Source organism: Bradyrhizobium sp. LA6.8 (assembly GCF_040547935.1).
Lineage (GTDB): Bacteria > Pseudomonadota > Alphaproteobacteria > Rhizobiales > Xanthobacteraceae > Bradyrhizobium > Bradyrhizobium barranii.
This window is the reverse complement of sequence record NZ_JBEPQQ010000002.1, coordinates 474697-486550: the sequence shown is the minus strand read 5'-3', so window position 1 is coordinate 486550 and position 11854 is coordinate 474697. Positions and strand designations below refer to the sequence as shown.

11 protein-coding genes and 1 pseudogene are annotated in these 11854 nt (G+C 65.2%); 6 read left to right on the top strand and 6 right to left on the bottom strand.

What is annotated here, in order from left to right; genetic code table 11:
• The first annotated feature begins 64 nt into the window (after positions 1 to 64).
• Positions 65 to 949 carry a LysR family transcriptional regulator gene (locus ABIA90_RS09410; protein WP_354118628.1) on the top strand — a complete coding sequence of 295 codons (885 nt, stop codon included), beginning with the start codon at positions 65 to 67 and terminating at the stop codon, positions 947 to 949.
• Positions 950 to 992: 43 nt separating this feature from the next.
• Here the strand turns inward: ABIA90_RS09410 and ABIA90_RS09405 are convergent, their stop codons facing one another.
• Both ABIA90_RS09405 and ABIA90_RS09400 read right to left on the bottom strand, forming a co-directional pair.
• Positions 993 to 3029, bottom strand: a complete 2037-nt coding sequence (locus tag ABIA90_RS09405; protein WP_354118627.1) for a methyl-accepting chemotaxis protein — start codon at positions 3027 to 3029, stop codon at positions 993 to 995.
• Between the two features lie 17 nt (positions 3030 to 3046).
• Positions 3047 to 4035: pseudogene (locus ABIA90_RS09400) on the bottom strand (TRAP transporter substrate-binding protein).
• Between the two features lie 199 nt (positions 4036 to 4234).
• Here ABIA90_RS09400 and ABIA90_RS09395 point away from each other — a divergent pair.
• Together ABIA90_RS09395 and ybiA are read left to right on the top strand one after the other, a co-directional pair.
• Positions 4235 to 4483: a hypothetical protein gene (locus ABIA90_RS09395; protein ID WP_354118626.1), complete on the top strand. Its 249-nt coding sequence runs from the start codon at positions 4235 to 4237 to the stop codon at positions 4481 to 4483.
• A gap of 40 nt (positions 4484 to 4523) precedes the next feature.
• A complete protein-coding gene (gene ybiA / locus ABIA90_RS09390) occupies positions 4524 to 5078 on the top strand; it encodes a riboflavin biosynthesis intermediates N-glycosidase (protein ID WP_354118625.1) in 555 nt (184 codons plus the stop codon).
• Between the two features lie 16 nt (positions 5079 to 5094).
• On the opposite strand, the gene ABIA90_RS09385 is transcribed toward ybiA, so the two are convergent.
• Positions 5095 to 5892 carry an enoyl-CoA hydratase-related protein gene (locus ABIA90_RS09385; protein ID WP_354118624.1) on the bottom strand — a complete coding sequence of 266 codons (798 nt, stop codon included), beginning with the start codon at positions 5890 to 5892 and terminating at the stop codon, positions 5095 to 5097.
• Between the two features lie 159 nt (positions 5893 to 6051).
• Here ABIA90_RS09385 and ABIA90_RS09380 point away from each other — a divergent pair, with 159 nt between their 5' ends.
• The gene (locus tag ABIA90_RS09380; protein ID WP_166353464.1) at positions 6052 to 7026 is read left to right on the top strand and encodes a ketopantoate reductase family protein; all 975 of its coding nucleotides are present in this window, start codon (positions 6052 to 6054) and stop codon (positions 7024 to 7026) included.
• Between the two features lie 3 nt (positions 7027 to 7029).
• Here the strand turns inward: ABIA90_RS09380 and ABIA90_RS09375 are convergent, their stop codons facing one another.
• Positions 7030 to 7707, bottom strand: a complete 678-nt coding sequence (locus ABIA90_RS09375) for an alpha/beta hydrolase family protein (protein WP_354118623.1) — start codon at positions 7705 to 7707, stop codon at positions 7030 to 7032.
• A gap of 128 nt (positions 7708 to 7835) precedes the next feature.
• Here ABIA90_RS09375 and ABIA90_RS09370 point away from each other — a divergent pair, with 128 nt between their 5' ends.
• A complete protein-coding gene (locus ABIA90_RS09370) occupies positions 7836 to 8981 on the top strand; it encodes an acyl-CoA dehydrogenase family protein (protein WP_354118872.1) in 1146 nt (381 codons plus the stop codon).
• A 6-nt stretch (positions 8982 to 8987) separates the two neighbouring features.
• On the opposite strand, the gene ABIA90_RS09365 is transcribed toward ABIA90_RS09370, so the two are convergent.
• Positions 8988 to 9968 (bottom strand): helix-turn-helix domain-containing protein, encoded by a 981-nt coding sequence (locus ABIA90_RS09365; RefSeq protein ID WP_354118622.1) that lies wholly within the window; start codon positions 9966 to 9968, stop codon positions 8988 to 8990.
• Positions 9969 to 10126: 158 nt separating this feature from the next.
• Between ABIA90_RS09365 and ABIA90_RS09360 the strand changes: the two genes are divergently transcribed.
• Positions 10127 to 10852, top strand: coding sequence for an alpha/beta fold hydrolase (locus ABIA90_RS09360; RefSeq protein WP_135215897.1), 726 nt, complete (start codon positions 10127 to 10129; stop codon positions 10850 to 10852).
• A gap of 29 nt (positions 10853 to 10881) precedes the next feature.
• Here the strand turns inward: ABIA90_RS09360 and ABIA90_RS09355 are convergent, their stop codons facing one another.
• Entirely contained in the window at positions 10882 to 11766 is an 885-nt protein-coding gene (locus tag ABIA90_RS09355; protein ID WP_354118621.1) for a LysR family transcriptional regulator, read from the bottom strand.
• Positions 11767 to 11854 lie beyond the last annotated feature (88 nt).

The window sequence follows — 11854 nt, the reverse complement described above, 5'->3', positions numbered from 1 at the left end:
ACGCAAGGCGAGCTACAATCCATCAAAATACGCGATCAGCTTTCTCGAATCGAGAAAGGTCGACATGGACATCCTGGTAAATCTTCAGGCCTTCCTCGCCACGGCGGATACGGCCGGATTCTCTGCCGCCGCACGCAAACTCAATGTCTCGACCTCGGTCGTGGCCAAGCGCGTCACGCAACTGGAGGCGCGGATCGGCGCGCCGCTGTTCCATCGCTCGACCCGGCAATTGCGCCTGACGGAGGCCGGCCAGCGCTTTGTGCATCGCGCCCGCAGTGTCGTCGCCGATGCCACCGACCTGCTCTCGCGCATGGGCGAGAAGGGACACGATCTCGTCGATCACCTCCGCATCAAGGCGCCGACCTCGCTCACCGTGGCGCGCCTTGCCGACGCCTTCAGCGCCTTCCAGACGCAGAACCCGCGATTGAAACTCGAGATCGTGCTGATCGACCGCCCGGTCGATCCCGTCACCGAAGGCTTTGACATCGCCATCGGCGCCTTCCCTCATTCCTTCGGCGGTGTGGTCGACGAGCCGCTGTGTCCGCTGAAACGGCTGCTCTGCGCCTCACCGGCCTATTTGAAGAAGCACGGCGCGCCAAAGCACCCGCGCGACCTTGTCGACCATCGCTGCCTCAGCTTCCTGCCGACGGGACCGGAGTGGATCTTCGACGGCCCGCGCGGACGCATCAGCGTCCAGGTCAGCCCGCTGCTCTCCTCCAACGAGGGCCATGTGCTGGCGCGCAGCGCGATCGCCGGCAACGGCATCGCGCTGATCTCTCATTATCTCGTGGCGGATGCCCTGCGCGACGGTACGCTCAAGCCGGTGCTGCGCGACTTTCCAATTCCCGAGCTGTGGGTCAAGGCCGCGATCCCCGAGCGGCGGCGCAACGCCGCCGCGGTGCAGGCTCTCTTGCGCGAATTGAAGAGCGCGCTGCTACCGGTGCTGTAAGGCCGCCTCGTGCGCCCTCGTGGCGTCGCCGGCTTCTCCGGGTTCAGGCCGCCGAGCGGATGGTGTGGAGGAAATCGTCGACGTTCGACCTCATCGAATCCGCCTGTTGCTTCAGGGCGGCTGCGACCGTCAGGGCGGCTTCGGCACCGGCGTCGGTCTCGCCCGCCACGGCGCGCACCTGACCGATTTCCTGCGTCACCGCCGTGGTGCCGTTGGCCGCCTCCTCGACGTTGCGCGCGATTTCGCCAGTGGCCGCGCCCTGCTCTTCGACGGCCGCCGCAATCGCCGTGGCGATGTCGGCCATTTCCTTGACGGTGGAGCCGAACTGCTTGATCGCCTGAACCGATTGGCCGGTCGCACTCTGGATCGTCGCGATCTGGCTGGCGATCTGCTCAGTCGCCTGCGCCGTCTGGGTGGCGAGACTCTTGACCTCGCTGGCGACGATCGCGAAGCCCCGGCCGGCGTCGCCGGCGCGCGCCGCTTCGATGGTCGCGTTCAGCGCCAGCAGATTGGTCTGGCTGGCGATGGCCTGAATCAGCTGAATGATGGTGCCGATCTTCTCAGCCGCATCCGACAGCCCATGCATCAATTCGGAGGTGCGATTGGTCTCGTCGGTCGCCCTGTTCGAGACAGCGACGGAGCGGTGCACCTGGCTCGAGATTTCACGGATCGAGGCCGCGAGCTGCTGGGTGGCGGAGGCGACGGTCTGCACATTCATCGATGCCTGCTCGGCGCGGGTCGCGACCGCTTCGGCGAGCCCGCGTCCGCGTTCGGCGACCTTTGCCAACTCCTCGGCGCTGCGCCCCATGTCGTCGGCACGGCCGCCGACACCGGAAATGACTCCCTGCATGCCCTGCTCGAAGCGGCCGGCAAGATCCGACATCATGCGGGCGCGGTCGGCCTCGCTGGCTTCGCGCTGTGCCGTCGCCTCGCCTTCCATGCGGCGAACCGCCAGCGCGTTTTCGCGGAACACCTCGACGGCGCGTGCCATGCGGCCGATTTCGTCGCGCGAGTCGCCGCCGGGGATCGGCTCATCGAGCTCGCCCGCCGCCAGCGATTGCATCCGGTCGGTCATGCTGCGAATCGGACCGGACACGCTGGCGCCGATCAGCCACGCCAGCACCGCTCCCAGCAGCAACGCGCCGGCCGCGGTCGCGATGACAGTCTGCTTGGTCTGATCGACCGCTGCCGCGGTCTTGTCGCCCTGCTCGGCGCGCACGGTGCCGAGCTTCGCGTTGATCTTGTTGACGTGGTCGTCGATTGCCGCACTGGCCTTCTTCAATTCGGCCTGCCTGGCGCGCAGATCGGCGGCCACCTTAATGACCTCGTCCAGCGCGGCCGCGTCGGCAGTGATCGCAGTCTTGAGCGCGGCGACCAGCGCCTTCAGCTTCGCGTCGTTCGCCCCCGCCAGCTCAGCCTCGGTGTCTGCGATCGCCAGCTGGGCGTAGGACAACGCCTGCTTGGCGTCGTCGGCATCGCCCGTCGACAAAGTGGAGCCATAGCGCATCACGGTGATCCGCAGCGCGTCAACGACGCCGGCCAGGCGCATCGGGTTGACCAGCCGTTCCGCGTCTTCGGACCGGTTGGCGAGCGCCACCTGAATGCCGCTGACATTGAGGCCGGCGGCTGCCCCCTGGGCGTCGGTTTTCGTGGTCGCGGCGCGCAGCCGATCCGCCGCCTCCGCTGCCGCGGTGAACGACGAGCGATAGGTTTCCAGCGCGGCCTTGACCGGGCCGATGCCTTCCGCGATCGCTTGCAGCTTGCCGAACTGCCGGTCGACCTGATCGGCCAGTTTGCCGACCCCGTCGATCGCCTTGGCCGCCGCATCCTTGTCGCCGACATTCCAGGTTCGGATGAATTTCTCGACCGCCGAGTTCGCCTCCAGAAGCGCGGCCCGCGCCTGTGACATGCCGGCGTCGCCGGCGGCGCTGGTCACGAGCTCATTGACCGTTCCGCCGATCCGCTCGACCTGGACCATGGCGAAGCCCGCGAGCAGGACCAGAAAGCTGAGAACCAGCGCGAAGCCGCCGAACACGCGCGGACGAACGCCGACGCGGGACATCATGTGCGATAATTTCATGGCAAATCCGAAATTCTTCAACGGGTGGAGCGGATGGCGGCGAGCAGATCCTTGCCAAACCGCTTCTCGAATTCCTGATCGAGCGGCTTGACCGCGTCGACGAACGGCTGGCGATCGAATGTCTCGATGACGTCCATGCCGCCGCTACGCACTTGCTCGAGCGACGCGGCATCGAGCTTCGCCTGCCAGGTCGCCTCCGCTCCCTCCTTCGCCAGCGCGATCAGCATGGCCTGATCGGCCGGCGGAAGCTGTTCGAACATGGCACGGTTGGCGACGAATGCGATCGGCGCGAAGAAGTGACCGGTCAGCGTGAGGTATTTCTGGACTTCGTAGAGCCGGGAGCCGGCGATGGTCGGCACCGGATTTTCCTGCCCATCGAGCCGGCCGTCCTTCAGCGCGGTGTAGACCAGCGGAAATTCCATCGGGACCACTTCGGCGCCGAGCGCCTTGAACGTCATCTGGTAGATCTCGTTCGGAATGACGCGAATCTTTAGACCTTTGATATCCTCGGGCGAGCGAACCGGCCGTTTTGAGTTCGTGACGTTGCGAAATCCCGTCGGCCGATCGCCAGCAGCGTCAGCCCCTTGTCGGCGAATCTGGTGGCGATCGCCGCGCCGGCCGGACCTTGCGCCACGGCCTTCGCGTGGGCTGTGTCGCGGAACAGGAAGGGAATGTCGAACACGCCAAGTTCGGGGACGACCGAACTGACCACAGACCCCGACAGCACCGCCATATCGACCGAGCCGGCCCGGGTCGCCGCCAGGATGGCGTTCTCGCTGCCGAGCGCGTTGGTGGCGCGCTCGTCGATCACGATGCGCTTGCCGGCCGATGCCACCAGCTTCTGGCGAAACTCATCGGCTCCGATTTGCTGCGGGCTCCCCAGCTGGGAATTGAATGCCAGAGAGATCAATCGCGGTGAAGCGGCAGCCGGTTGCAGAACCAGCAGCCCCGCCGCCGCGGCGACGATCGATCCGGCTTTCCAAAGTCCCAAAACTTGTCTGTGCATTCGACACCATGGCGTGACAATTGTCGTAACCCTAATGGCGGGGAATGATTGAACCCTTAAGGAAAGCCCCGCGGAATTACGGAGATTCGCCTCGATCCGCCGCCGACGAGATTTGGGACAGAGGTCCGATGCAGGTGATATCGGGTTGCTCTGGGGTAATGAGTGGTTCGAGGGAATGACGATGGGATCAAGGATACAAATGGCTGCCGTCATCGCGATCGGCATCATGGCCGGTACGGCCCCGGCCCGCGCCGAGGTCGCGCAATGCCGGTTCATCCAGGCCAAGCCGGAGCGCGAGGCGTGTTACCAACGTCAGGAAGCCGCGCTGGCCGCCAAGCGCAAGCCTGAGCCCAGCGCGGAAAGCAAGACGCTCGAATCGATGCGCCAGATGCGGCAGGACGACGATGCCGTCTATCGCAGCATCAACAACATCTGCCGCGGCTGCTGAACGGTGCGACTTGTGACCGAAGTGACGGAAGGGAACGTCGATGCAAATTGAGGACGTTGGGGCCCTGAAGAGCGCAATCGACTCCGGGTGGGCTCCCGAATTTCTGCTGTTTTGGGGGCATACCCCGAAGGATCAAAGGATCGATAAGCACGTGCTCAGCCAGTGGTGGCCGGCAACGTTCTCCGTTGACGCTCGGACATACGCGACCGCCGAACACTACATGATGGTCCGTAAGGCCGAGCTGTTCGGGGATCAAGAGACTCTCGCCGCCATTCTGTCTTCGTCCAGCCCCTCTGAGGCGAAGAGCCTTGGCCGGGCCGTGCGCGGCTTTGATGAAGAGCATTGGATTGCACATCGCTTCGAGACGGCGGTACGCGGCAATTTTGCGAAGTTCGGCCAAAACGCCGAGCTTGAAGACTGGCTGCTGGCGACGGGCGATGCGGTGCTTGTGGAGGCCAGCCCTGTCGATAGGATTTGGGGCATCGGTCTTGCTGCCGACGACAAGCGGGCAAGAGAGCCTCACAAATGGCGCGGACTGAATCTGCTGGGTTTTGCGCTCATGAAAGTTCGCCACTTGCTGAGATCAAAACGGTAGGCGAGCCCCCTTTCCCCTAGCCGCTACCCCAATTCGCCGCCCGCTTCTCCGCGAACGACGCCAGGCCTTCCGCCGCCTCGGCGCTCTGGCGCTTCACCGAATGCAGGTGCACGAGCCGCTTGTACGCGGCATCGTCCACCGCCATCCCGCCGAACGAGCTCTCCAGCGCGAGCCGCTTGGTCTCGGCCATCGCCTCTGGTCCGTTGGCAAGGAGCTGCTCGACCACCTTGGCGCCGGCGGCTTCGAGGTCGGCGAGCGGGACGACCTCGTGGACGAGGCCGATGCGGCGGGCATCTTCGGCGCCGAAGCGTTCGCCTGTCAGCGCATAACGGCGGACTTGCCGTACACTAATGGCATCGCAAAGCTGCGGGATGATGATGGCGGCGGTCAGGCCCCAGCGCACCTCCGTGATCGAGAACAGCGCATTGTCCGCTGCGATCACGACGTCGCAGGCGGCAATCACACCGGTGCCGCCGCCAAAACAGCCGCCCTGCACCAGTGCGACGGTCGGGATTGGCAAGGTATTGAGCCGCTGCACGGCCTCGAAGGTCGCCCGCGACGCTGCCTCGTTCGCCTCGGCCGATTGCGGCCGCACGCCGCTGATCCATTTGAGGTCGGCGCCGGCCTGGAAATGCTTGCCATTGCCCCGGAGCACGACGACGCGAAGGTTGGACTTCCTGCCGAGATCGTCCATGGCGGCGAGCACGCCTGCGATCAATGCGCCGTCATAGGCATTGTTCACTTCAGGCCGGTTCAACGTGACGGTCGCAACCCCACGCTCATCGAGGGTCCACAGGACGGGGTTGGCAGTCATCGGCGATCCTCCAGGCATCTTGTTTGCCGCCCACTATGGCTGAGGCAACTCATCCCGATCCATATCTTTCCGGCGTAGGGCAGCCGCGTCCATCGCATGGCGGGTTGTGTCATGCTGCTGCCGGGCGACATCACGGGATCAGGGACGGGACATCACACCATGCGCATCTGCATTTTCGGCGCGGGCGCCGTCGGCAGCCATATCGCGGTCAGGCTGGCCCGCGCCGGCCATGAGGTCTCGTGCGTGATGCGCGGCGCGCATCTGGAGGCGGTCCGCGCCAATGGCCTGAAGCTGCGCGTCGGCGATTCCGAGGTCACCGCCAAGGTGAACGCCTCCGGCGATGCGGCCCAGCTCGGCCCGCAGGACGTCGTGATCAGCACGCTCAAAGCGACCGCGCTGACGGGGCTGGTCGCCAGCATAAAACCGCTGCTCCAGGACGACACCGCGATCGTCTTTGCGCAGAACGGTATTCCCTGGTGGTACGGCATCGGCCTGCCGCCGCGGCATCCGACGCCGCCCGACATTTCCTTCCTCGACCCCGGCGGGCGCTTGCGCGCATGCATCCCGAAAGAGCGGATCGTCGGCGGCGTCGTCTTCTCCTCCAACGAGGTGACCGCGCCCGGCGTGGTGCAGAACCTGACGCCGGACCGCAACCGCCTGCTGATCGGCGAATGCGACGACCGCAATTGCGAGCGCATCACCAGGCTTCGCGGCGTTCTCAACGACGCACGGCTGGAATCGCCGCCGGTGGCGGAGATCCGCGAGGCGATCTGGTCAAAGCTCCTGACCAACATGTCACTGTCGGTACTGTGCCTGCTCACCGGCCAGACCGCGCGCGGCGTGCGTGACGACCCGGCCTTTGCCGAGGTCATTCCGCGCATGCTGAACGAGGCCAACGACATCGCGCAGCACTTCATCCCCGAGGTCAAGCGCGTGACGCGCAGCGGCCCCGCCCCCAACCACAAGCCGTCGCTGCTCCAGGACTACGAGCTTGGCCGCGCCATGGAGATAGACGTGCTGGTGAAGGCGCCCGCCGCCTTCGCCCGCACCGCCGGCCTGTCGACGCCGACGCTCGACCTGATCGCCGCGCTGGCGATCCAGAAGGCGCGCGACAAGGGGCTTTATTCCGCTTGAGCCTTAAGCGAGCTCATCGATCCAGGCCGCGAGCGTATCGAGCACCTCTGTGAGGGCCTCTTCATTCGTTCGGCCGGACTTCTTCAGCACCGCGAAGGAGTGATCGCCGCCGGCGACCTCGTGCAGCGTCGCCTTCGGGCCGAGTGCATTGATCACGGGCTTGAGGAGGCCGAGATCGGCAAGCCCGTCGCGCGTGCCTTGCAGGAACAGCATCGGGATCTCGACATGGGCCAGGTGCTCAGCGCGCTCCGTCGACGGCTTTTTGTCGGCGTGCAGGGGAAAGCCGAGGAAGGCGAGCCCTTTGACGTCAGGCAGCGGCGCCTTGGACTGCGCCTGCGAGGTCATGCGCCCGCCAAACGACTTCCCACCGGCAACGAGCTTCAAGCCGGGGCAGAGCCGCGCTGCGTCCTCGACTGCCGCGCGGATCGTGGCATGCGCGACCGCTGGCTGGTCAGGACGGCCCTGCTTGTTTTCCATGTAGGGAAAATTGAAGCGGAACGTCGCAATGCCGCGCTCCGCGAGCCCCTCCGCAATCTTGTCCATCGATGCATGGCGCATCCCTGCGCCGGCGCCGTGCGCAAGGACGTAGCAGGCGCGCGCATTGCCCGGCTGCGTCAGGATCGCCGAGACCGTGCCAATGCGCTCGATGTCGAGCTTGAGCTCCTGCATTTTGACAGCCAAGATCAGACACCCCGACAGACGCGTTTTCCGGCCGCCTTGGTAGCGTCACCGGCGCAGCCTGAAAACACAATAATTGCCGCCGCCGACCAGCCTACCAAGGCCGGAGAGCCGCATTGACCGAGGTGACCATGTCCTACCGCTCCTCCTGGATGACCGAAGAGCTCGAAATCTTCCGCGACCAGTTCCGGAAATATCTGGCCAAGGATCTGGCGCCGCATGCCGAGAAATGGCGCGAGCAGAAGATGGTCGACCGCTTCGCCTGGCGCGGGCTCGGCGAGATGGGCGCGCTGCTGGCGAGCGTGCCGGAGGAATATGGCGGCCTCGGCGCCACCTTCGCCTATGACGCCGCCGTGCTCGACGACCTCGAAAGCACGGTGCCGGAGCTCACCACCGGCGTCTCCGTGCACAGCGCCATCGTCGCGCACTACATCCTCAACTACGGCTCGGAGGAGCAGAGGAAGCGCTGGCTGCCGAAGATGGCTTCCGGCGAGATGGTCGGTGCCATCGCCATGACCGAGCCCGGCACCGGCTCGGACCTGCAGGCCGTCAAGACCACCGCCAAGAAGCAGGGCAATTCCTACGTCATCAACGGCCAGAAGACTTTTATTACCAACGGCCAGGCCGCCGATCTCGTCGTCGTCGTGGCACGCACGGGTGAAGCCGGCGCCAAGGGCATTTCGCTGATCGTGGTCGAGACCGCGGGCGCGGACGGCTACAAGCGCGGGCGCAACCTCGACAAGATCGGCCTGCACGCCTCCGACACGTCGGAGTTGTTCTTCGACAATGTCACGGTGCCGCCGGAAAACCTGCTCGGCAAGGAGGAAGGCCAGGGCTTTGTCCAGCTGATGCAGCAATTGCCGCAGGAGCGCCTCGCGCTTGCGGTTGGCGCGGTCGCCTCGATGGAGCGCGCGGTCAAGCTCACCACCGAGTACACCAAGGAACGGAAAGCGTTCGGCAAGCCGCTGATGGACTTCCAGAACACCGCCTTCACGCTCGCCGAGCGCAAGACCGAAGCGATGATCGCGCGCGTCTTCGTCGACTGGTGCATCGAGCGCCTCGTCGCCGGGGATCTCGACACCGTCACGGCGTCGATGGCGAAATACTGGTGCTCGGACAAGCAGGTCCAGACCGCCGACGAATGCCTCCAGCTGTTCGGCGGCTACGGCTACATGCAGGAATATCCGATCTCGCGCATCTTCATCGATTCCCGCATCCAGAAGATCTATGGCGGCACCAACGAGATCATGAAGCTGCTGATCGCGAGGTCGCTGTAGCTCTGTTTATCGCGCACGCCAATCGCGTGGGCGGCAGCCGAAGCGCTGCTTGAAGCGCCGCGCGAAGTGGGAGAGATCGGAGAAGCCCCAGTCGAACGCGATGGCGCCGATCGCGCGGCCGCCCGATGCCGGATCCTTCAGATCGGCCGCCGCGCCCACGAGGCGGCGATCGATCACGTAGTCCGAAAATGTCGTGCCGGAGCGTTCGAACAGCTTGTGGACATAGCGCTCGCTGATGCCGACGGAGCCGGCGACCGCCGCGACCGTCAGTCCCGGCTCGCGCAGCCGCTCGTGAATGGCGCGGCGCAGCGCCAGCACGGTCGCGTCTGCAAAGCTTGCGGCTTCCGCCGTCTGCGCCCGCGAGCGGCGCGACAGGCTGAGCGCAACGAGATCGAGCAGCACGTCGAACAGCCGAATGCTGTCCTCTTCCGCCATCCGCAATGCGCCGGCATTGAGGGAGCGCGCGGTCTCGACGATGAGATGACCGACATGGGGATCGTCGGACACGCGCTCGGCCCTGAAATCGAACGACGGCGGCAGCCGGTCGCGCAGGGCGCGCGATGGCACCCAGAACGAAGCGACCTCCAGCATCGGACCGCGATCGTGCAACAGCGTCACCTCGCGGTCGCTTTCGACGATGCCGACCTGGCCGCGCGACAAGCTGACCTCGCTGTCGCCCTGGAGCATGCGGCAGCGCCCGGCGAGCTTGAAATTGAGATAGAAGCAGCTCTCGGTCGATGCTGCGATATCGGCGCGCGAGCGATTGACGGTATGCTCGGGAAACATCACCCGGTTGATTGCGCCGGCGCCGAGCCCGATCGTCTCCACCTTGGCAGGGAAGCGTGACGTCGTCGCCGACTCCGGCGTCAGGTTCATGAATGCCTGGCAGATCGCCTCGCGGTAATAGGAAAACTGCTCGTCCGGCGGGGTCACTGCGGTGTTCCAGATGACGTGCCGCGGCCGGCTTACGGGATTGACCTGCTCCATCAGTTCGCTCCGAGACCAATCCGGTTCAGCGCCAGCCAAGCGGAAAATGGCCGGCCGGTTCACACTTCGCACAACAAGAATTGTCCGCCGCGCCTCGCGAGCGCCGCAAAGGACCCACGTCATGCCGATCTAACCACACCCTCGGGAGCAGCTACAACATGTCGACCTACGTTCTCGTCCATGGCGCCTGGCACACCGGTGCCGAGTTCGAACCCGTCGCGGCCCCGATCCGCGCCGCCGGCCACAAGGTCTATACGCCGACAATCAAGGGCAATCGCCCCGGCGATGCCAAGACGACCGGGCTGAAGGACGCGATCCAGTCGATCGCCGACTATCTCGCCGAAAACAATCTGAAGGACATCGTCCTACTCGGCCATTCCTATGGCGGCATGATCATCACCGGGGTTGCCGACCTCGCGCCCGAGCGCATTCGCCGCCTGGTGTATTGGAATGCCTTCGTGCCCAACAACGGCGAATGCCTCAACGACATGGTGCCGCCGCACTTTATCGGGCTGTTCGATGCCATCGCGGCCGAACGCGGCGACAGCTCTGTGGTGTTGCCCTTCCCGATCTGGCGCGAAGCCTTCATCAACGATGCCGATCTCGAGACCGCGCAGCGCGCCTATGACGTGCTCAATCCGCATCCGTTCGCGACTTTCACCGACAAGATCGCGCTCAAGACCAATCCGGCGGAGATGCCGCTGGCAAAATCCTATATCAACTGCACCGAGGACGTCGCGATGCCGCACAGCCATCCCTGGCATCCGCGGCTCTCGGAGAAGCTCGGCCTGTTCCGTCTGGTGCAGGTGCCGGGAAGCCACGAGCTGTGCTTCTCCGATCCGGCGCGGCTGGCCAAGGCGATCATGGAGGCGGGGCGCGACTGAGCTGCGCGGCTTGATCGCGCGGTCGCCGGTCACCTCATCCGCTTGTCGGCGGCGACGAAGTCGATGAAGGTCCGCACCTTCGCGGAGAGATATTTGCGGCTCGGATAGACCGCGAACAGCCGCCCGTCGAAGACGATATCGTCGGGCAGGACGTGCTCGAGACGCCCGGCGGCGATGTCCTCGGTGACCAGCCATTTCGGCAGGAAGGCGAAGCCCATGCCTTCCAGCGCGGCCATGTGCAGCAGCGTCTCGTTGCCGCTGCGCAGGACCGGGGTGAGCTTGACGGTCTCGACCGTGCCGTTCCTGTTCAAGGAGAAGCTTTCGCCTGGATAGAGCGCGTAGTGCAGGAGCGCCTGGCCGGCGAGGTCGGCCGGCCTGGTCGGGCGTCCGGCGCGATCGAGAAAGGCGGGCGCTGCGACCAGGTAGAATGCGACCCTGGTGATGGGCCGCGCGATCAGCGCCTCGTCGGGCGCGCCAGTCGCACGCAGGGCGAGGTCAAATCCCTCCTCGACCAGATTGACCAGCCGACCGCTGAGATCGACATCGAGGCAAACTTCCGGATAGCGGGCCTGGTAGTCCGCGAGCACGCCCGCGAAGATCGTGTTCGCCATCCATACCGGCGCGGTCAGCCGCAGCGTGCCGCGCGGAACGACGGTCGCGTTGCTGACGGCGGCTTCGACCTCGTCGAGCGAATCGAGCATCTGCCGCGCCTGCTCGAAATAGAGAGCACCGCTCTCGCTCAGACTGACGCGCCGGCTGGTCCGGTTCAGGAGCCGCGTGCCGAGCCGCTTCTCGAGCTGCATCACATGCTTGCTCGCCATCGCGGGCGAAATGCGCAGGCGCTGCGCCGCGGTCGCAAAGCTCTTCAGCTCCGCGACCAGGCAAAACACCCTCATGCCGACCAGGGAATCCATGAAATCATCAACATCCAGGAAAGGAACTCATCCCGGAGCACATAATGATCAAATAGGGCGAAATCATCAAATGGTGGCAACCCTCACG